The sequence below is a fragment of the Streptomyces sp. NPDC050658 genome (assembly GCF_044457025.1).
Classification (GTDB): Bacteria; Actinomycetota; Actinomycetes; order Streptomycetales; family Streptomycetaceae; genus Streptomyces.
The window spans coordinates 378,313-398,841 of record NZ_JBITGM010000007.1; the positions used below are offsets into that span (position 1 = coordinate 378,313).

At 71.6% G+C, this 20,529-nt stretch carries 16 protein-coding genes; 3 read left to right on the forward strand and 13 right to left on the reverse strand.

Annotated features, from left to right (window positions below; translation table 11 throughout):
• Window positions 1–11: 11 nt before the first annotated feature.
• From ACIBKX_RS25585 to ACIBKX_RS25605, 5 genes are all read right to left on the reverse strand, one after another.
• Window positions 12–1,607 (reverse strand): ABC transporter substrate-binding protein, encoded by a 1,596-nt coding sequence (locus ACIBKX_RS25585; protein ID WP_363273237.1) that lies wholly within the window; start codon window positions 1,605–1,607, stop codon window positions 12–14.
• A gap of 179 nt (window positions 1,608–1,786) precedes the next feature.
• A complete protein-coding gene (locus ACIBKX_RS25590; protein ID WP_363273238.1) occupies window positions 1,787–2,932 on the reverse strand; it encodes an acyl-CoA dehydrogenase family protein in 1,146 nt (381 codons plus the stop codon).
• Window positions 2,911–4,092, reverse strand: a complete 1,182-nt coding sequence (locus tag ACIBKX_RS25595) for an acyl-CoA dehydrogenase family protein (protein ID WP_363273239.1) — start codon at window positions 4,090–4,092, stop codon at window positions 2,911–2,913. Before ACIBKX_RS25595 ends, ACIBKX_RS25590 begins: the two co-directional genes overlap by 22 nt.
• Window positions 4,089–5,057 carry an NADPH:quinone oxidoreductase family protein gene (locus ACIBKX_RS25600; protein ID WP_363273240.1) on the reverse strand — a complete coding sequence of 323 codons (969 nt, stop codon included), beginning with the start codon at window positions 5,055–5,057 and terminating at the stop codon, window positions 4,089–4,091. Before ACIBKX_RS25600 ends, ACIBKX_RS25595 begins: the two co-directional genes overlap by 4 nt.
• Window positions 5,058–5,135: 78 nt before the next feature.
• Complete coding sequence (locus ACIBKX_RS25605) at window positions 5,136–5,807, reverse strand: XRE family transcriptional regulator (protein ID WP_363273241.1); 672 nt, start codon at window positions 5,805–5,807, stop codon at window positions 5,136–5,138.
• A gap of 77 nt (window positions 5,808–5,884) precedes the next feature.
• Between ACIBKX_RS25605 and ACIBKX_RS25610 the strand changes: the two genes are divergently transcribed.
• Together ACIBKX_RS25610 and ACIBKX_RS25615 are read left to right on the forward strand one after the other, a co-directional pair.
• Window positions 5,885–6,928 (forward strand): NAD(P)/FAD-dependent oxidoreductase, encoded by a 1,044-nt coding sequence (locus tag ACIBKX_RS25610; RefSeq protein ID WP_363273243.1) that lies wholly within the window; start codon window positions 5,885–5,887, stop codon window positions 6,926–6,928.
• A 113-nt stretch (window positions 6,929–7,041) separates the two neighbouring features.
• Window positions 7,042–7,959: an SDR family oxidoreductase gene (locus ACIBKX_RS25615; RefSeq protein WP_363273245.1), complete on the forward strand. Its 918-nt coding sequence runs from the start codon at window positions 7,042–7,044 to the stop codon at window positions 7,957–7,959.
• Between the two features lie 86 nt (window positions 7,960–8,045).
• Here the strand turns inward: ACIBKX_RS25615 and ACIBKX_RS25620 are convergent, their stop codons facing one another.
• The 8 genes from ACIBKX_RS25620 to ACIBKX_RS25655 form a co-directional block, all read right to left on the reverse strand.
• Window positions 8,046–8,882 carry an enoyl-CoA hydratase/isomerase family protein gene (locus tag ACIBKX_RS25620; RefSeq protein WP_363273246.1) on the reverse strand — a complete coding sequence of 279 codons (837 nt, stop codon included), beginning with the start codon at window positions 8,880–8,882 and terminating at the stop codon, window positions 8,046–8,048.
• A gap of 63 nt (window positions 8,883–8,945) precedes the next feature.
• A complete protein-coding gene (locus ACIBKX_RS25625) occupies window positions 8,946–9,692 on the reverse strand; it encodes a PIG-L family deacetylase (protein WP_363273247.1) in 747 nt (248 codons plus the stop codon).
• Between the two features lie 40 nt (window positions 9,693–9,732).
• Window positions 9,733–11,040, reverse strand: coding sequence for an alpha/beta fold hydrolase (locus tag ACIBKX_RS25630; protein WP_363273248.1), 1,308 nt, complete (start codon window positions 11,038–11,040; stop codon window positions 9,733–9,735).
• Window positions 11,041–11,174: 134 nt separating this feature from the next.
• On the reverse strand, window positions 11,175–12,185 hold the full coding sequence (locus ACIBKX_RS25635) for a LacI family DNA-binding transcriptional regulator (RefSeq protein ID WP_399376115.1): 1,011 nt from the start codon (window positions 12,183–12,185) through the stop codon (window positions 11,175–11,177).
• A gap of 86 nt (window positions 12,186–12,271) precedes the next feature.
• The gene (gene rhaS / locus ACIBKX_RS25640; protein WP_363276488.1) at window positions 12,272–13,375 is read right to left on the reverse strand and encodes a rhamnose ABC transporter substrate-binding protein; all 1,104 of its coding nucleotides are present in this window, start codon (window positions 13,373–13,375) and stop codon (window positions 12,272–12,274) included.
• Between the two features lie 37 nt (window positions 13,376–13,412).
• Complete coding sequence (locus ACIBKX_RS25645; protein ID WP_363276487.1) at window positions 13,413–14,402, reverse strand: ABC transporter permease; 990 nt, start codon at window positions 14,400–14,402, stop codon at window positions 13,413–13,415.
• A complete protein-coding gene (locus ACIBKX_RS25650; protein ID WP_363276486.1) occupies window positions 14,395–15,453 on the reverse strand; it encodes an ABC transporter permease in 1,059 nt (352 codons plus the stop codon). Before ACIBKX_RS25650 ends, ACIBKX_RS25645 begins: the two co-directional genes overlap by 8 nt.
• Window positions 15,450–16,946: a sugar ABC transporter ATP-binding protein gene (locus tag ACIBKX_RS25655; RefSeq protein ID WP_363276485.1), complete on the reverse strand. Its 1,497-nt coding sequence runs from the start codon at window positions 16,944–16,946 to the stop codon at window positions 15,450–15,452. The genes ACIBKX_RS25650 and ACIBKX_RS25655 overlap by 4 nt, the downstream gene beginning before the upstream one ends.
• A 321-nt stretch (window positions 16,947–17,267) precedes the next feature.
• On the opposite strand from ACIBKX_RS25655, the gene ACIBKX_RS25660 reads away from it, so the two are divergent.
• Complete coding sequence (locus tag ACIBKX_RS25660) at window positions 17,268–20,465, forward strand: alpha-L-rhamnosidase (protein ID WP_363276484.1); 3,198 nt, start codon at window positions 17,268–17,270, stop codon at window positions 20,463–20,465.
• The last annotated feature ends 64 nt before the right edge of the window (window positions 20,466–20,529 follow it).

Here is a 20,529-nt window from a genome sequence, read left to right on the forward strand (position 1 = left end):
GAGCGCGGACCTCACTGCTTCGGCTGCCAGTCCTCGACGTTCCACCACGGGCCGGAGGCGAGGCCGTGGTCGTGCGGCTCGACCTGGGTGCTCAGGCCGCCGAAGCGCTTGTCGACGACGTAGACGTGGTCGATGTGGGTGAGGAAGGTGTAGCCGGGGTTCTTCACCAGTTCGCGCTGGATGGTGTCGTAGGCGGCCTGCCGCTTGGCGTGGTCGCCGCTCTCGCGGGCCTGGTCGAGGGCCTTGTCGACCTTGGGGTTGTCGTAGTGGGCCATGTTGTTGAAGCCGTCGCCGGCGAGCGAGGACTTCAGGAGGGTGTACTGGTCGAAGTCGGGGTCGGCCGGGGAGCCGCCGCCCGCGAGGACCGCGTCCTTGGGCATCCGCGGCTCGATGACCTCCCACGTGCCGGCCTGCACCTCGACCTTGATGCCGAGCTTCTTGGCGTCGGAGGCGTAGGCGAGGGCGTGCTCCTGGCGGAGCTTGTCACCGGTGAGGTACCAGAGCGGGAACTTCGCCTGGACGCCGTCCTTCTCGCGGACGCCGTCCTTGCCGGGCTTCCAGCCCGCGTCGTCGAGGATCTTCTTCGCCTTGGCGGCGTCGAACTTCCGCTCGGTGCCCTTGGTGAACCAGGGGCTGTCGGTCGGGACGGGGCCGTAGGCCTCCTTGCCGGCGCCGTCCAGGATCGAGTCGACCATGGCCTTGCGGTTCACGCCGGTGTCGAGGGCGCGGCGGATGTCGGTGTCGCCCGCGACCTTGTTGCCGGTGGGCAGCGTCACGACGCGGTAGTCGAAGGTCTTGGCGGCGTACGTCTTCTTGTTGCCGTCGTTCGTGTACTTCTTCGCGAGGTTGGGCGGCAGGATCGCGCCGTCGAGCTCACCGGCGTCCAGGCGGGTGGCCCGGATGTCGTCGTCCTTGATGATCGCCATGGTGAAGTTCTTGACCTTGGGGGCGCCGCCCCAGTAGCCGGCGTTGGCCTTGAAGGTGAGCTTCTCTCCCTTGGACCACTTCACCAGCTTGTACGGGCCGGTGCCGACGGGCTGGGTGGTGAAGTCGCCGGTGTTCACGTCCTGCTTGCCCGCGATGTGCTCGGGGGCGATCGGCAGGACGGTGCGCTCGGCGAACGGCGCGTAGGGGTACTTGAGGTGGAAGACGACCGTTTCGTCGCCCTTGGCCTCGACGCTCTTGACGGCGTCCAGTTCGGTCTTGGCCGCGTTGTTGGTCTTCTTGTCGAGGATCGTCTCGTAGGTGAAGACGACGTCCTTCGAGGTGAAGGGCTTCCCGTCGCTGAACTTGACGCCATCGCGCAGCTTGAAGGTGTACGTCTTGCCGTCGTCGCCCACCTTCGGCAGCTCGGCGGCGAGCGCGGGCTTCAGCTTCATGTCGGCGTCGTGCGTGAGCAGACCGTCGAAGATCTTGGAGTTGCCGTCCTTGCCGTAGCCGAGGAGCGGGCTGAGGGTCTCCGGTTCGTACGCGATGCCGACGACCGCGGAGTCCTTGGCGCCGCCCGCGCTGTCGCCGTCGCCCGGCGCCGAACAGGCCGAGGTGGCGACCGCCAGAGAGGCAGCCGCCGCCACCGCGCCCGTGCCGCGTATCGATCGGGCCCTCATGCTCCACACCCCTACTGAAGATCAAACGTTATTGCGAACGGGTCGCAATTATGCCTCATGTAATGGGTGGGTAAAACGTGTGGTCCGTACCGAGTGGATCACGGTGCCGCGGTCGTCGGGCAGGGGGCCCGAAGATCGATCAGGGTGTCCGGAGATGGCTCAGGGCGCCTGGAGATGGCTCAGGGCGCCTGGAGATCCACCAGCCCCGCCAGCTCCTCCCGGTGCCGTCCCGCCGTGCCGAGGGCGATCGAGTCGGCCTTGGCCCGCTTCAGGTAGAGGTGGACCGGGTGCTCCCAGGTCATCCCGATGCCGCCGTGCAGCTGGAGCGCCTCCTCCGCGACATGCACCGCGACGGGCGAGGCGTAGGCCTGCGCGAGTGCCGTCGCGAGATCGGTCTCCGGACTCGCGCCCGCGAGGGAGTCGGCCGCGTTGCGCGCGGCGGCGCGGGCGTTGACCACCTCGAGCCAGAGCTGGGCGAGCCGGTGCTTGAGCGCCTGGAAGGAGCCGACCGGGCGATTGAACTGGTTCCGCTCCTTCGTGTAGCGGACCGTCTCCGTCAAGCACCAGTCGGCGACGCCCAGTTGCTCGGACGCCAGCAGCCCGGCCCCCGCCCGCAGCCCCTGCCGCACGGCGGGTCCGGATTCCGGACTCACCGCACGCGCGCGTGCCCCGTCGAACGTGACCGCGGCGAGCGGTCGCGTGAGGTCGAGGGAGGTGAGCGGCTCGACGGTGACCCCGTTCGCCGGGAGGTCCACGGCGAACAGGCCCGTGCCGGTCGGCACCAGCAGCACATCCGCCGCGACCGCGTCGGCCACACCGCTGACCCGGCCGTGCAGCACCCCGCCTTCTTCGCGTACGTCGGGCAGGGCGTCGCCCGGTGCGGCGGCCAGCGGCACGGCGAGCGCGCCGACGGTACGGCCGGACGCCAGCGGGCCCAACAGCTCACGGGCCGCGTCGGTGTCGCAGGCCAGCAGCGTCTCGGTGGCGACGACGGCGCTGGTGAGATAGGGAACCGGCGCCACCGCACGGCCCAACTCCTCCAGGACCACGGCGACTTCCCGGTGCGTGGCGCCCTGGCCGCCGAGCTCCTCCGGCACGAGCAGCCCGGCCAGACCCATGCCGTCCGTGAGCGCCTTCCACAGCTCGCGGTCGTGCGGTTCTGCGGACTCGACGCGGGCGAGCACGGCCGCGGCGTCGCAGTGGTCGGCGAGCAGGCCGCGCACCACCGAGCGCAGCGTCTCCTCCTCCTCGGAGTACAACAGGTCACGCTGCACGGCCGGCGGGCTCTGCGGGCTCTGGGTGCTCATCGCGCGAGGTCCTTCCATGCGACGTCCTTGTCGGTGCGCGGTTCGGAGGGCAGGCCGAGGACACGCTCGGCGACGATGTTGAGCAGCACCTCGTTGGTCCCGCCCTCGATGCTGTTGCCCTTGGTGCGCAGATAGCGGTAGCCCGCGTCCCGCCCGGCGAAGTCGACCGTCTCGGGCCGCCGCATCGTCCACTCCCCGTACAACAGGCCCTCCTCGCCGAGGAGTTCCACCTCCAGCCCGCTGATCTCCTGGTTGAGGCGGGCGAACCCGAGCTTCATCCCGGAGCCCTCGGGCCCCGGCTGCCCCGCGACGAGCTGCTGGCGCAGCCGCTCGCCCGTGATCCGGGCGACCTCGGCCTCCACCCACAGCTTGAGGAGGCGCTGGTGCAGGTCGTGCGTGCGCAGTTCGGGGCGCTCGCGCCAGGTCGCGGCGACGGGGCCGATCAGCCCGCCCTCGCGCGGGATGCGCGCGCCGCCGATGGACACGCGCTCGTTCATCAGGGTGGTCTGCGCGACCTTCCAGCCGTCGCCGACCGCGCCGAGCCGGTGCGCGTCCGGGATGCGTACGCCGGTGAGGAAGACCTCGTTGAACTCGGCCTCGCCGGTGATCTGGCGCAGCGGCCGCACCTCGACACCCGGATCGGTCATGTCGCAGACGAAGTACGTGATGCCGCGGTGCTTGGGCACGTCCGGGTCGGTGCGGGCGATGAGGATGGCCCAGCGCGCGGCGTGCGCGCCGGACGTCCACACCTTCTGCCCGTCGACCACCCAGGTGTCCCCGTCACGGACGGCGCGCGTGCCGAGCGCGGCGAGGTCGGATCCGGCGCCCGGCTCGCTGAAGAGCTGGCACCACACCTCCTCGCCGATCCACAGCGGGCGCAGAAAGCGCCGCTTCTGCTCGTCGGTGCCGAAGCCGAGGATGGTCGGCGCCGCCATGCCGAGGCCGATGCCGATGCGGCGCGGATCGTTGTCGGGTGCGTCGGCGGCCTCCAACTCGGCGTCCACGACGGCCTGGAGAGACCGTGCCGCACCGAGGCCGCCGAGCCCCTCCGGGTAGTGCACCCAGGCGAATCCGGCGTCGAAGCGGGCCTTGAGGAAGTCGGTGCGGTCCGTGGACGCGGGCGGGTTGGCGGCGAGGAACTCCTGGGTACGGCGGCGCAGTTCGGCGGCGTCGGTCATACGGCCGCCCCCTCGGGCACCACGGCCACACGGCCCGTCGTGATGCCGTCGGCGACCCGCTGGACGGCGGCCGCGGCCTCGCCCAGCGGCACGCGCTCGCTGATCAGGGGCTTGATGGCGCCCTTGGCCGCGAGCTGGGTGAGTTCCTCGTGGCAGCGGAGGATCGCCTGCGGGTCCTTGGCGTTGTAGAGACCCCAGTGGAGGCCGAGCACCGAGTAGTTCTTCACCAACGCGTGGTTGAGCGCGGGCGTCGGGATCACGCCGCTCGCGAAGCCCACGACGATGATCCGCCCCTCGAAGGCGACGCACTTCGCCGACTGGGTGTACGCGTCGCCGCCGACGGGATCGTAGACGACGTCGGCGCCACGGCCGCCGGTGGCCTCCTTGACGGCGCCGATGACGTTCTCCGTACGCCGGTCGATCACGACGTCGCAGCCGAGTTCGCGCGCGACCTCGGCCTTCGCGGCGCCGCCGACGACACCGATGACCTTGGCGCCCGCGGCCTTGCCGAGCTGGACGGCGGCGCTGCCGACGCCGCCGGCGGCCGCGTGCACCAGGAGCGTCTCGCCCTCCTGGAGGTGCGCTCGGCGGTGCAGGCCGAACCAGCCCGTCTGGTAGCCGATGTGCAGCGCGGCGGCCTCCGCGTCGTCCAGGGCGTCGGGCGCGGGCAGTACGGCCGCCGCGTCGGCGATCGCGTACTCCGCGAAACCGCCGTACGGGAGCGCGGGGTTGGCGATCACGCGCCGCCCGTCCTCGGTCTCGCCGCAGATCTCCACGCCGGGCGTGAACGGCAGCGGGGGCGTGATCTGGTACTGCCCCCGGCAGAGCAGGGCGTCCGGGAAGTTGATGTTGGCGGCGCGGACCTTCAGGAGCAGCTGTCCGTCACCCGGCACCGGGCGGTCCACGTCCTCAAGGCGCATCACCGCGCCCGGCTCACCGTTCTGGTGCACTTGCCATGCCTGCATGCGGGGCCTCCACGGGGCTTTCGTAGACCGGGCTCCGTCGCATACTAAGCGGTCGCTTGCAGGCAGGGGAAGGTCTCGTCAACCCTCCTTGGCCTGCCGCTGCGCGGGCCGCGCCCTGACGTGCATCCGCTCCCCCTGCGGGCCGAACAGACTGAGGAACTCCGCGGGCCCCTCGCCCGTCGACCCGAACCAGTGCGGCAGGCGCGTGTCGAACTCGGCGGCCTCGCCCGCCGTGAGGACCACGTCATGGTCGGCGAGCACGAGCCGCAGCTTCCCCGACAGGACGTACAGCCACTCGTACCCCTCATGGGTCTGCGGATCCGGCTCCACGGTACGGGCGGGCTCCACCACCTTGTACGCCTGGAGGCCGCCGGGCTGCCGGGTCAGCGGGACCATGGTGCGGCCGTGCCGGACGATCGCCTTGGCGCGTACGCGGGGGTCGCCGACGGGCGGGGCGCCGACGAGCTCGTCCAGCGGGACCTGATGGGCGCGGGCGATGGGCAGCAGCAGCTCCAGGCTGGGCTTGCGCTGACCGGACTCCAGCCGGGAGAGCGTGCTCACGGAGATGCCGGTGGACCGGGAGAGGGCGGCCAGGGTGGCGCCGCGCTCCTTGCGGACCCGGCGCAGCCGCGGACCGACTTCGGCGAGTACGCCGTCCAGGTTCGCGTCGGCATTCACCTCGGCATTCACGTCGGCGTTCGCGTCGCCGTCATCGCCGTCCGGCCGGTCTTCCGCGCTGCTCTTCACCATGAATCCATTGCAGTATCGGCAACATTGTTTGTCAATCCCGCTCGGCCGGTGCGACGGTCTGCGTGGAGGTGGTCACCATGACCCAGGCCAACGAGAGCCTGAACGGCAAGAGCGGGGACGCGTACGAGGTGGTCGTCGTCGGCGGTGGCGCGGCCGGGCTCAGCGCGGGCCTCGTCCTCGGCCGCTCGCGGCGCCGCGTCCTCGTCGTCGACGCGGGCGAGCCGCGCAACGCGCCCGCCGCGCACATGCAGGGCTATCTGTCACGCGACGGGATGCCGCCCGCGGAGCTGCTCGCCGAGGGGCGGCGCGAGCTGGCGGCGTACGGAGTGGAGCGGGCCGATGACCGGGTGACGGCCGTGCTACCCGACGGCGCCGGGGAGTTCGACGTCACGCTCGCGGGCGGCCGGTCGGTGCACGCCCGGCGGATCGTCGTCGCCACCGGACTCGTCGACGAGCTGCCGGAGCTGACCGGCATCGCCGAGCGCTGGGGCCGCGACGTACTGCACTGCCCGTACTGCCACGGCTGGGAGGTGCGCGACGAGCCCTTCGGCGTGATCGCGTCGGAGACCATGGGCATCCATCAGGCGCTCCTGGTCACCCAGTGGTCCAAGGACGTGACGCTCTTCCTGCACACCGTGCGGGAGCTGCCCGACGCGGACCGGGAGAAACTGGCCGCCGCGGGGGTCACGGTGGTGGAGGGCGAGGTGGCCGGTCTCGACGTGGAGGACGACCGCCTGGTGGGGGTGCGGCTCGCGGACGGCCGGGGGTTTCCCCGCTCGGCGCTCTTCGTCGACGCGCGACCGGCGCCGCGCCACGAGCTGCTGGCCGCGCTCGGCGTCGACATGCAGGACACGCCGTTCGGCCCCTACCCGGCCGTCGACCCCACCGGCCGTACGAGCGTTCCCGGCGTCTGGGCCGTGGGCAACGCGACGGGCCCGAAGGTACAGGTGATCCAGGCGGCCGCCGCGGGCTACCAGGCCGGGGTGATGATCAACAACGAACTCGTCATGGCGGACATCGAGCAGGAGGCGGCCCGGCGCAGGGCGGGGGTCTTCACGCCGGAGGCGGAGGCCGAGGTGACCGAACGCGTCCTGGGCGCGAGCCGCCACGGGCTGCGCTGAGCGGCCACAGGGCGCGGGCGGCGCGCCGCCGGAGGACATCACTTTCCGTACGGGAGACGTCAAGTTCCTTACGGGCATGGAGCTTTGACGCGGTACGCGGTATCGATGCGGCCATGACGGACGAGACTGAGGGGCCGCTGCCCGGACTTCCCGCGCCTCCCCCGCCGGGTGCGAGCGCACTGCCCGACGGGACCTACGACGGGACGGTCGTCCTGGTGACCGGCGGCGGGACGGGGCTCGGCAAGGCGATCGCGGCGGAGTTCGCGCGGCTCGGCGCCGATCTGGTCGTCGCGGGCCGCAAGGAGGAACGCCTCAAGGCGGCGCGGGACGAACTCGCCGCGCTCGGCGGCCGGGTGACGGCCGTGCCGTGCGACATCCGCGACCCCGAGCGGGTCGCCGCGGCCTTCGACGCGGCGGACGCGGCGCACGGTCCGCCGGACGTGCTGGTGAACAACGCGGCGGCGAACTTCCCCGTGCCCGCCGAGGACATGTCGCCCAACGCCTGGCGCTCGGTCGTGGACATCACGCTGAACGGGACGTTCTTCATGACGCGCGAGTTCGCCCGCCGCCATCTCGCGGCGGGCACGCCCGGTTCGGTCATCAATGTCGGGGCGTCGTACGCCTGGACGGGCGGCCCCGGTTTCGCACACAGCGCGGCGGCCAAGGCGGGCGTGAAGAGCCTCGTCGAGACCCTGGCGGTGGAGTGGGGGCCGTACGGGATCCAGGTCAATGGTCTGGTGCCGGGGCTGATGCCGCACGGGGACATGACCGGCGACATCCGCGGCAATCTGGACCGGGCTGCTGAATCCGGCGGCACCTCGGGCGAGTTGAGCAACCGTCAGCCCGCCCTGCGCGTCGGCGCCCCGCGCGAACTGGCCTGGGCCGCGACCTTCCTCGCCTCGCCCTACGCCCGCTTCATCACCGGACACACGCTGGTGGTCGACGGCGCGAACTGGCAGCGGCGCGGTCTGGTGAGTCCGGAGGTGGTGACGGTGCGGGAGCAGATGGGGCGGGGGCGGTTTGCGGGGTGAGGCGTTCAACGCGTCGGCTCGGCGCCGACCGTGCCGACTCCCCTCGAACGCCGCCGCCCCGCCCTCCTGCTTTCTCCCGCTTCCTCCTATTTCCCCTCGAATACGGCCGTCCCGCCCTCCCCCTTCGACGCGTACCCCACCCGCGAGTCCTCCGACGTGAGCGTGATCGCCGCGTTCATCGCCACCCGGTCGAGGGCGGCGGCCATGCCCGCGTCCGCGTAGGCGTCGATGCCCCGTTTGATGCCCTGCACCGCGAGCGGGGCGTTCGCCGCGATCTCCGCGGCGATGTCACGGGCCGACTTCGCCAACTCGTCCGGCGGTACGACGATTTGGACGAGTCGGAGCCGCTCCGCGGTGGCCGCGTCGATGCGCCGGCCGGTGAGCGAGAGCAGCTTGGCCCAGCCGGCGCCCGCCTCGCGCGCGATCCTCAGGTCACCGCCCGCGTCGACGGCGACGCCGAGCCGCGCCTCGGGCAGCGCGAACACCGCGTCGTCCGCGGCGATCCGGACGTCCGCCATCAGCGCCAGCTCGAAGCCGAAGCCCAGGCAGTACCCCTGCACGGCGGCCACGACGGGCTGCGGAAGGCCCGCGAAGACCCGGAAGCGCTCGTGGACCCAGCGCATCGCCTCGTAGTAGTCGTGGGCGCGCCGGGCATGCGAATCGCCGCCGATCGCACCGCCGTTGAAGGCGGTGAGATCGATGCCCGCGCAGAACGCCCGCCCCTCGGCCCGCAGCAGGACGGCGCGGATCGAGTCGTCGAAGCGGATCCGGTCGGCGAAGATGCCGAGCTGACGCGTGGACTCCCAGCTCCACGCGTTCAGCTTGGCCGGATGGCAGAGGGTGAGGATGCCGAGCCCGTCCTCGATGTCGAGGCGCAGCCGCTCGGCACCCTCCGGGATGTCCGTGCCGATGGTGTCGATCATTCAGCACCAGCTCCTGCCAGCTTTTCTGACGCTCTGTCAGAGCCGCAGGATAGTGGTGCCCGCTCAGCGGCTGAAGACCTCGAAGGCCACCGCGGGCTTTCCGCCGAAGCGCGGCGCGAGGCGCTCCGCGTTGCCGGTGAGGAACTCGCGGCAGTACTTCTCCGGGTCCTCCTCCGTCAACACCTCGATGTAGGTGCGGTGTTCGAGCAGGGAGAGCACGGACCGCTCCAGGCCCGCCGTCGCGTCGGCCGCGTGCGTGGGCGTCGACGAACCGGCCACGGCGACCCAGCGGACGCCGTTCCAGGGCTCGAGGCCGTCCTCCTCGATCAGTTCGGGGAAGATCCAGCGGTTGCCCGCGTCCGCCGCCGCGTCGAGGGTGGCGCGGCCGACGGCGACATGGTCCGGGGTGTTCCAGGCGACGCCGCCCCAGGTGTCGCGGTGGTTGAGCGTGATGACCAGCTCGGGCCGGTGCCTGCGGATCGCGGCGGCGATGTCCCGGCGCAGCCCGATGCCGTACTCGATCACGCCGTCCTTGTGGTCGAGGAACTCGACGGTCGACACGCCGACGACGGCCGCGCTGGCCCGCTGCTCCCGCTCGCGCAGCGGACCGCAGGTGGCGGGGTCCAGCGTGTCGATGCCCGCCTCGCCGCGGCTGGCGAGGAGATAGGCGACCTCGCGGCCGCCGTCGGTCCAGCCCGCGATCGCCGCCGAGCAGCCGTACTCGAGGTCGTCGGGGTGGGCGACCACGGCGAGGGCGCGCCGCCAGTCGTCGGGCATCGGGGTGAGCTGGTCGTTCAACTGCTCTGTCATGGCCGCAGCCTAACCGTGCGGGGCGAGCGCCGAGGAGCCCTCAGGCCTCTCCCCTGGCGAGCGCCAACAGCCGGTCGAGGACGCGGGGCGCGCCGGTGCGCAGTCCGTCGTGCTCGTACTCGTCGGTGACCCAGGTGCGCAGGCCGCGGATGGCGCGGGCGGTGCGCAGGGAGTGCTCGGTGTCGACGTACATGTCGTCGTGGTAGATCGCTGCGGCGGCCGGCACCTCGTTGGCGGCGAGGCGTGCCGTGTCGTACAGCGGCGCCCAGTCGGTGCGTGCGGCGAGGAGGTCCGCGGTCTCGCGCAGCGGGCGCAGCGCCGGGTCGCAGTCGAACTGCCACCGCTGCACGGCTTCGCCGGTGAAGAGCAGCGGGGCGTCTGCGTAGAGCGCCTTGGCCGGGTCGAACTGCGGGTAGGCGCCGCGTACCCGCTCCGCCGACCAGTCGGTGGGCCGCTCGCCCTGTCCGTAGATCGTCTCGTGCAGGAGCGCGAACAGCGGTCGGCCACGGAGCGACAGGGCGGCCTCCACGTCCTCCTGGAAAGCGTCGGAGAGCGCGGTCCCGGCCGGGGTCCGCACGAAGGCGTCCTCCAGGAGGTAGTGCAGACGGTGGCTGCCGTCCTTGGTGCCGAGCAGCATGCCGAGGGACTGGAACGCCTCGACGGTGAGGCGGTAGCCGCCGGGCAGGACGGGCTCGTGCTCGGCGACGTACGCGGCGATGCGGCGGGCGCGTTCGACGTCCTGGGGGTAACGGGCGTAGTGGGCCGCGGTCTTGCGCTCCATGCGCGGATAGGTGGCGCGGTAGACGTCGTCCGCGTGTCCGCCGAGCGGCGGAAGGCCGCCGGTGATGATCGCGGTGTGCAGGCCTTCGGGGGCCGCCGACAGATAGTGGGTGGCGCAGAAGCCGCCGAAGCTCTGGCCGAGTACGGTCCAGGGGGCGCCGCCCGTGAGTTCGCGGCGGATCAGCTCGCAGTCGCGGACGATGGAGTCGGCGCGGAAGTGGGCGAGGTAGTCGGCCTGTTCGCGGGGGCCGCCGCGCAGCGGGAGCGTCTGGCGGGTGGCCGGTGTGGAGCTGCCGGTGCCGCGCTGGTCGAGGAGCAGTACGCGGTAGTCGCGCAGCGCCCGGCCGAGCCACGCCTCCTGGCCGACGAAGCGGTTGGCCCCGCAGCCGGGGCCGCCCTGGAGGTACACCAGCCACGGCAGGTGCGCGTCTGCGTGCGCGCTCGCCACGGCCTCCCGCGCGAAGACCTCGATCCGCTCGCCCGCCGGGTCGTCGTGGTCGAGCGGCAGGGTGAAGCGGTGGTCGGTGAGGACGACGCCGGGCTGGCGGTAGGGGGCGCTGGCGGTCAAGGGGGCTCCTGGGCGGCGTGCGGTGAACGGGACGGTTCGTCTCAGTTCAGCACACGCGGGGCGGGAGCGGTCGGCGGGGCTGCGGGCAAGGGCAGGGAGCGGTCAGCGGGGCTGCGGGCAAGGGCAGGGCGGGGTCAGCGGGGCGGCAGGCTGGAGCGGCGTACCACCAGTTCCGGCTGGAGCACCACGCGCCGGTGCTCGTGGCCGGGGGTCGCCCCCTCGGTCTCCTCCAGGAGGAGTTCCGCGGCCATGGCGCCCATCGTGACGGCGGGCTGGCGCACCGAGGTGAGCGGGACGACCGCGGCGGCGGCGAACTCGATGTCGTCGTAGCCGACGATGGCGATGTCCTCGGGGACCCGCACGCCGGCCGCGTACATGGCCTGCAGCACGCCGAGGGCGAGCAGGTCGTTGGCGCAGAAGACGGCGGTCGGCCGCTCGGCGAGGCCGAGGAAGCGGGCGCCCGCGTCGCGTCCCGCCGCAACGTCGAGGCGTTCGGTGGGCAGTTCCCGCAGCGCCGAGGCGGGCAGGTCCGCCTCGGCGAGCGCCTGCAGCGCTCCCTCCCTGCGGTCCCTGACCTGGTTGAGACCGGGCGGGCCGCTCACGTAGGCGACGCTGCGGTGCCCGCTGTCCAGGAGGTGCCGCACGGCTAGTGCGCCGCCCTGGACGTCGTCCACGGAGACGGAGCACTCCGTGGCGCCCTCGGCGACCCGGTCGACCAGGACGAAGGGGATGGCGTGCCTGCGGAACACCTCGATGTTGCGGCCCGTGGCGTCGGCCGGGGTGAGCAGGACGCCGCGTACCCGCTGCTCGGCGAAGAGCGACAGATACTCGGCCTCTTCGGAGGGGCTCTGTCCGCTGTTGCACATCATGACGCGGAGCCCGGCGTCGCGCGCGGCCCGTTCGGCACCGCGCGCGACGTCCACGAAGAAGGGGTTGCCCATGTCGAGCACGAGCAGCGCCATGATGCGGCTCTGGCCGGCGCGCAGCTGCCGCGCGGACTCGCTGCGGACGTAGCCGAGCCGGTCGATCACGGACTGCACCCGGTGCCGGGTCTCTTCGGAGACCATGTCCGGGCGGTTGATCACATTCGACACGGTGCCCACCGACACCCCGGCGTGCCGCGCCACGTCTTTGATGCCGACCATGCGTCCCCTGTGCTCCGTTCTGGAGGCGGACCGCCGTCCGGCGGTCCCTCCGCGCGATCCCTGGTGGGACCTCCTGTGCGGTCCCCTCAGAATTTGTACTGGTCGATGTTGTTCTTGTCGAAGACGGTCGGCGCGCCAAGATCGACGACACCGTTGTCGCCGATGGTGAAGCTGCCGAGTTCGCCCGCCTCGAACGTCTCGCCCTTCTTCCCGGTGATCCGGCCGGACTTCAGGGCGACCGCGGTGTGCGCGGCGAGCGCGCCGAGCTTGGCGGGGTCCCACAGCTCGAAGCCCTCGACGGTGCCGTTCTTGACGTACTTGCGCATGTCGTTGGGGGTGCCGAGGCCGGTGAGGAGGACCTTGCCCTTGTATTTCGATCCCGAAAGGTACTGGGCGGCGGCCTTGATGCCGACGGTCGTCGGCGAGATGATCCCGGCCAGCTTCGGGTGCTCCTGGAGCAGCCCCTGGGTCTGCTGGAAGGACTGCTGGGCGTCGTCGTTGCCGTAGGCCGTCTTGACCAGTTTCATGTTCTTGTACTCGGGCTTCTTGAGCTCGTCCTTCATGAAGCCGATCCAGGTGTTCTGGTTCGTCGCGGTCTGCGCGGCGGACAGGATCGCTATCTCGCCCTTGTGGCCGAGCTGTTCGCCGAGGAGCCGCACCTGGCTGCGGCCGAGCGCCTCCGCGCTCGCCTGGGACACGAAGACGTCCCGGCAGCCGGCGTTGGTGTCGGAGTCGTAGGTGACGACCTTGATGCCGTTGCGCATGGCCTGCTTGAGGGCGGTGCACAGGGCTCCGGGGTCCTGCGCGGAGACGGCCATCGCGTCGACCTGCTGCTGGGTGAGCGTGTTGACGTAGCTGACCTGCCCGCTGGTGTCGGTGGCGCTGTTGGGGCCCGTCTCCTTGTACGTCGACCCCAGTTTCTCCAGCGCCCTCTCGCCGCCCTTGTCGGCGACGGTGAAGTAAGGGTTGTTGACCTGCTTGGGCAGGAAGGCGACGGTGAGGCCCTTCTTGGTGACGGCGTCCGGGTCTGCCTTCGTGTTCGACACCCGGCCCGCGTCGTCGTTCTTCGACGACTCCTTGGTGGTGCCTGAGCAGGCGGTGGCGGTGAGCGCGAGCGAGGTGACGGCGGCGAGGCTCACGCAGGCACGGGTGAGGGCGGATCGGCGGGCAGGTCGGCGTGGGGAGAGCATCGTTGGTCCCTTTCGGACTGGTCGGCGGTACGAGGGGTCAGCGGGCGGGGACGGTGGCGCGGCGGCCCGCCCTGGCGGCGGCGATCTGCCGGGCGACGCGCGGCCCGAGCACGGACACCACGAGCAGCACGCCGGTGACGACGATCTGCGACTGCGCGGAGACGTTGAGGAGGCTCATCGCGTTCTGCAGCGCGCCGAGCAGGAAGACACCGGCGATCGCGCCGCCGAGGGTGCCCTTGCCGCCGTCGAAGTCGATGCCGCCGAGCAGTACGGCGGCGACGACGGACAGTTCGAGGCCGGTGGCGTTGTCGTAGCGGGCGCTCGCGTAGTGCAGGGCCCAGAAGACGCCGGTGAGTGCGGCCATGAAGCCGGTGGCGACGAACAGCCACAGCTTGTGCCGCTTGACGCGCACTCCCGCGAAGCGGGCGGCCTCCTCGTTGGCGCCGATCGCGAAGAGCGAGCGGCCGAAGGGGGTGGCGTGCAGCATGACGACGGCGATCGCGAGGAGCGCGAGGAACGGCAGGAACGCGTACGGCAGGAAGGTGTCGCCGACGCGTCCCGCGGCGAAGTCCAGGTACTGGGCGGGGAAGTCGGTGACGGCGTCCGAGCCGAGCACGATCTGCGCGATGCCCCGGTAGGCGGCCATCGTGCCGATGGTGACGGCGAGCGAGGGCAGCCCGAGCCGGGTCACCAGGAGGCCGTTGACGAGGCCGCAGACGGCTCCGGTCACGAGGACGAGCGGAATGATCGTCTCGATGGCCATGCCCGCGTTCCACAGGGCACCCATCACCGCTCCGGAGAGCCCTGCCGTTGATGCCACCGAAAGATCGATCTCTCCGGAGACGACGAGCAGCGTCATCGGGAGCGCTGTCAGCGCGATGGGCAGCGTATTGCCGATGAGGAACGACAGGTTGAGCGCGTTCCCGAAACCGTCGACAAAGGAGAACGACAGCAGCAGGAGTACGACGAGGAGTGCGCCGACGACGGTGTCCCACCGGACGGCTCGGGCGAGCGGGGAGTCAGCCATGGCGGGCCGCCCTTCTGTTGGATGCGGCCCGCTTCTTCAGGGCCGCGGCGACGCGCAGGGCGACGACGCGGTCGACGGCGATGGCGAGGACCAGCAGCACGCCGTTGATGGCGAGCACCCACACGGAGCTGACGCCGAGCGCGGGGAGCACGCTGTTGATCGACGTCAGCAGGAGCGCGCCGAGTGCCGCTCCGTAGACGCTGCCCGAGCCGCCGGTGAAGACGACGCCGCCGACCACGACGGCGCTCACGACGGTCAGTTCGTAGCCGTTGCCGGTGGCGGAGTCGACGTTCCCGAAGCGGGCGAGGTAGAGCGCGCCCGCGAGCCCGGCGAGCGCTCCGCAGGCGGTGTAGGCGGCGAGGATCCGCCTGCGCACGGGGATTCCGGCCAGGCGGGCGGCCTCGGGGTTGGAGCCGAGGGCGTAGAGCTCGCGTCCGCCGCCGAAGTGCCGCAGGTAGTAGGCGACCGCGACCAGGACGGCTAGCGCGATCAGCGCCAGGTACGGCACGGCGGAGATCCCGCCGGAGCCGAAGTCGATGTAGCCGCCGGGCAGGTCGGACGCGGTGATCTGGCGGGAGCCGACCCAGATGGAGTCGATGCCCCGGATGACGTAGAGCGTGCCGAGCGTGACGACGAGCGCGGGCACCTGGCCGAGGCTGACGAGCGCCCCGTTGAGGAGGCCGCAGCCGACGCCGAGGGCGACGGCGAGCAGGATCGCGACTGCCGGGTTCCCGCCGCCCTGGAGGTGGTTGCCGGCGGCGAAGGCGCTGATGCCGAGGGTGGAGCCGACCGACAGGTCGACGTTGCGGGTGATGACGACCAGGGCCTGCCCGGTGGCGACGAGGACGAGGATCGTCGCGTTCAGGAGCAGGTCCTTGATGCCCTGTTCGGAGAGGAACTCGCTGTTGCCCGCCTGGGTGATGCCGATCATCACCAGGAAGACCAGCAGGATGGCGAGTTCGCGCACCTTGAAGACCCGGTCCACCAGGCGGGCGCCCGCGGCCTTCTCCGGGTCGACGGCGGGCGCCGGACTCTGTGTGGTCACGCTCATGCCGCCCTCCCGGTGGCCGCGGCCAGCACGGACTCCTCGGTGGCACGCGCGCGCGGGATCTCGGCGGTGAGCCGCCCTTCGTGCATGACGAGCACCCGGTCGGCCATGCCGAGGATCTCCGGCAGATCGGAGGAGATCATCAGGACCGCGACTCCGTCGGCGGCGAGTTCGGAAAGCAGACGGTGTACTTCGGCCTTGGTCCCGACGTCGATGCCGCGGGTCGGCTCGTCGACGATGAGCACCTGCGGGCGGGTGGCCAGCCACTTGGCGAGGACGACCTTCTGCTGGTTGCCTCCGGAGAGGGTGCCCACGGCGTCGGCGATCCGCGCGTACTTCACCTGGAGCCGCACCGCCCAGTCGAGCGAGCGGCTGCGCTCGGCCCGCCGGTCCATGAGGCCCGCACGCACCGTCGTACGCAGTCCGGTGAGGCCGATGTTGCGCTCGATGGACAGGTCCATCACCAGGCCCTGGGCGCGCCGGTCCTCGGGGACGAGGGCGAGGCCTGCCGCCATGGCGGTGCTCGGCGCCCCGTTGACCAGCTCGCGCCCCTGCACCTGGACGCTCCCGGCGTCCCAGCGGTCGACGCCGAACACGGCGCGCGCGACCTCGCTGCGGCCCGCTCCGACGAGCCCGGCAAGGCCGACGATCTCGCCGCGCCGCACGTCGAACGACACGTCGGTGAAGACGCCCTCGCGGGTCAAACGGCGGACGCTGAGGGCGACTTCACCCACCCGTGCCTCCTGCTTGGGGTAGAGCTCGTCGAGGTCGCGGCCCACCATGCGGCGTACGAGATCGTCCTCGGTGAGGCCGTCGAGGGGCTCGCTCGCGATCAGGGCGCCGTCCCGCAGGGTGGTGACGCGCCGGCACAGCGCGAAGATCTCCTCGATGCGGTGCGAGATGAACAGGACCGCGGCGCCCTGTTCGCGCAGGGAGCGCACGACTCCGAAGAGGCGCGCCACCTCGCTGCCGGTGAGTGCCGCGGTCGGCTCGTCCAGGATCAGGACCCGGGCGTCGAAGGAGAGCGCCTTGGCGATCTCGACGATCTGCTGGTCGGCGATGGAGAGTCCGCGCGCGGGCTGTTCGGGGTCGAGGTCGACGGCCAGGCGCTCGAAGAGCGCACCGGCGGCGGCGTGCACGGCCTTGTGGTCGACGCGTCCGAGCGAGCGGCGGGGCTGGCGCCCCATGAAGATGTTCTCCGCGACGGACAGGTCGGGGAAGAGCGTCGGCTCCTGGTAGATGACGGCGACGCCCGCGTCACGGGCGTCGCCCGGCCCGTGGAAGACGACCGGGGCGCCGTCGAGCCAGAGACCGCCCGCGTCCGGCCGGTGGACCCCGGCGAGGGTCTTGATGAGGGTGGATTTCCCGGCGCCGTTCTCGCCCGCGAGGGCATGTGCCTCACCGGCGTACAGCTCAAGGGAGACGTCGTGCAGGGCGCGCACGGCCCCGAAGGACTTGCTCAGGCCCTGCACGGCCAGGACGGGGGGCTCTCTCATAACTGTGCACCGATCGGTCACGGAGGGCTTGCGACAAGGGGGCCGGCGCCGGACGTCGGACGCCGGGAGTCACACGCCGGACACCCGGCGTGAAAGGTTTCAATCAATTGCCAGGGAAGCTAGACCCGCGCCAACTGCGCCGTCAATGGCCGGGAGTTGAAAATCCTGCCACCTCATGAGTCACCACGGGCGCGAGGGACGGAACGCCACCCGCACCAGCCAAGGCCCTCAGAACTCCAAGACCCTTGACAGCACCGATCACTATCCCTAGCTTCACCACACGTGAAACGATTCATCGTCGAGTCGTTACGGAGTCGAGTTGTGATCAGCAGAAGACGACTGCTCAGCACCACCGCCACCGCCGCCCTGGGGACGGCGGTGACCGCCGGGGCCGTCCCGTCCGCCGTCGCCGCCCCGTCCGCTTCGACCCGCGCCCTGCGGGTCACGAGACCGACCGTCGAGTACGTGAGACACCCGCTCGGCCTGGACGTGCCGCGCCCCCGGCTGAGCTGGCCGCTGGCGTCCGACAAGGAGGGCCAGGCCCAGAGCGCCTACCAGGTCCGTGTCGCCACCTCTCCGGGCCGCCTGGCCGACCCCGACGTCTGGGACAGCGGCAAGGTCACCTCGGGCGATTCGGTCCTCGTCCCGTACGCGGGGCCCGAACTGAAGCCGCGCACCCGCTACCACTGGTCGGTGCGGGTCTGGGACACCGCGGGCAGGGCCTCCGCCTGGAGCGAGCCCTCCTGGTGGGAGACGGGGCTCTCCGCCACGTCCGACTGGTCGGCCCGGTGGATCGGAGCGCCCGCCTCGCTCATCGGGGCGCCCGCCCTGGACGACGCCTCGTGGGTCTGGTTCCCCGAGGGCGACCCGGCGAGCAGCGCACCGGCGGCCACCCGCTGGTTCCGCGGCCGGGTCGAACTCCCCGCAGGCGTCACACGGGCGCGGCTCGTCATGACCGCCGACGACGGCTACACGGCGTACGTCGACGGCACGCGCGTGGCCCACGCCGAGGCGGACAGCGCAGCCGACAACTGGCGCCGCCCCGCACTGGTCGACGTGACCGACCACCTCGGCACCGGCACGGCGCTCATCGCCGTGTCCGCCACCAACGCCACCACGGGGCCCGCCGGTCTGCTGGGCCTCCTCGAGCTGACGACCGCCGACGGCGTGCGCGTCGTGAGCACCGACGGCACGTGGAAGACCACCGACAAGGAGCCCTCGGGCGACTGGCGGTCGGCCGGTTACGACGACGGGTCCTGGCCGGCGGCGAAGGTCCTCGCCCCCTGGGGCGGCGGCCCGTGGGGCAAGGTCGCCCCGAGCCACTCCCCCGCTGCCCAGCTGCGCCACGAGTTCCGCCTGCCGCGCGGCAAGACCGTCGCCAGGGCCCGCCTGTACGCGACGGCCCTGGGCCTCTACGACGCCCACCTCAACGGCGAGCGCGTCGGGGACGACCGCCTGGCACCCGGCTGGACCGACTACAAGAAGCGCGTCCAGTACCAGACGTACGACGTCACCGGGCAGCTCAAGTCCGGAGCCAACGCCCTCGGCGTGACGCTGGCGGCGGGCTGGTACGCGGGCAGCATCGGCTGGTTCGGGCCGCACCAGTACGGCGAACAGCCCGCGCTCCTGGCCCAGTTGGAGGTCACGTACACCGACGGGTCCCGGGACAGTGTGGTGTCCGGCACCGACTGGCGCGCCGCCACGGGACCGGTCACGGGCGCGGACCTCATGTCGGGCGAGGACTACGACGCCCGGCTTGAGACCGACGGCTGGACGCGCGCCGGGTTCGACGACTCGGACTGGGTCGCCGCCGACGCCGTCGACAAGGTGACCGCCGCGGTCGTCGCGCAGATCGACGGGCACGCGCGCGTGGAGAGCGAGCTGTCCGCCCGGAAGGTGACCGAACCGAAGCCCGGCGTCTTCGTCTTCGACCTCGGCCAGAACATGGTCGGCGCGGCCCGGCTCACCGTCTCCGGGAAGGCCGGTACGACGGTCCGGCTGCGGCACGCGGAGGTCCTCAACCCCGACGGCACCCTCTACACGGCGAATCTGCGCACCGCGCGGGCCACGGACACCTACACGCTCAAGGGCACCGGCACGGAGACGTACGAGCCGCGCTTCACCTTCCACGGCTTCCGCTACGTAGAGGTCACGGGCTATCCGGGGACGCCCCCGCGCGAGGCGGTCGTGGGCCGCGTGATCCACACGTCGGCGCCGTTCACGATGGACTTCAAGACGAACATCCCCATGCTCAACCAGTTGCACAGCAACATCACTTGGGGGCAGCGCGGCAACTTCCTCTCCATCCCCACCGACACCCCCGCGCGCGACGAGCGCCTCGGCTGGACCGGCGACATCAACGTCTTCGCGCCGACCGCCGCCTACACGATGGAGTCGGCCCGCTTCCTCACGAAGTGGCTCGACGACCTGCGCGACGGCCAGTCCGCGGACGGCGCCTTCACGGACGTGGCTCCGTACATCGGCCCGGTCGGCATGGGCGTGGCGGGCTGGGGCGACGCCGGGGTCACCGTCCCTTGGGCGCTGTACCAGGCCTACGGGGACAAGCGCGTACTCGAACAGTCCTGGTCGTCGATGCTGAAGTGGCTCGATTACCTGGAGAAGCACAGCAGCGGCTATCTGCGCCCCGCCGAGGGCTACGGAGACTGGCTCAACATCCAGGACGAGACCCCCAAGGACGTCATCGGCACCGCCTACTTCGCGCACAGCGCCGACCTGGTCGCGCGGGTCGCCGAGGCGCTGGGCAAGGATCCGGCGCCGTACACGAAGCTGTTCGGCGGCGTCCGGGACGCCTTCCGCGCGGCGTACGTGACGGGCGGCGGCCGGGTGAAGGGCGACACGCAGACCGCGTACGTCCTGGCCCTGTCGATGGACCTGCTCGCCGACGGCGACCGCGCACCGGCGGCCGCCCGCCTCGTGGAGCTCGTCAAGTCCAAGGGATGGCACCTGTCGACGGGCTTCCTCGGTACGCCGCGCCTGCTCCCCGTGCTCACCGCCACCGGCCACGCGGACGTCGCCCACCGGCTGCTCGCCCAGCGCTCCTTCCCCAGCTGGGGCTACCAGATCGACAAGGGCGCGACCACGATGTGGGAGCGCTGGGACTCCATCAAGCCGGACGGCAGCTTCCAGGACGCCGGCATGAACTCCTTCAACCACTACGCCTACGGCTCGGTGGGCGAGTGGATGTACGCGAACATCGCGGGCATCGCCCCGGCCGAGCCGGGCTTCCGGAAGGTCTTGGTCCGGCCGCGTCCCGGCGCCGGGGTGACCGAGGCGGAGGGCCGCTTCGACGCGCTCTACGGCCCGATCGCCACCCACTGGAAGACGGACTCCGAGGGCTTCCGGCTCACGCTCACGCTCCCCGCCAACACCACGGCGGAGGTGTGGATCCCGGCCGCCAGGCGATCTCAGGTGACCCACGAGACCGCGGAGTTCCTGCGGATGGAGGACGGCTGCGCCGTCTTCGCCGCGCCCTCCGGGACGCACCGATTCTCCAGCTGACCCAACCGATCCAACTGACCCAACTGAGTCAGCTGACCACCCATCTCGACATCTCTGCATCTCG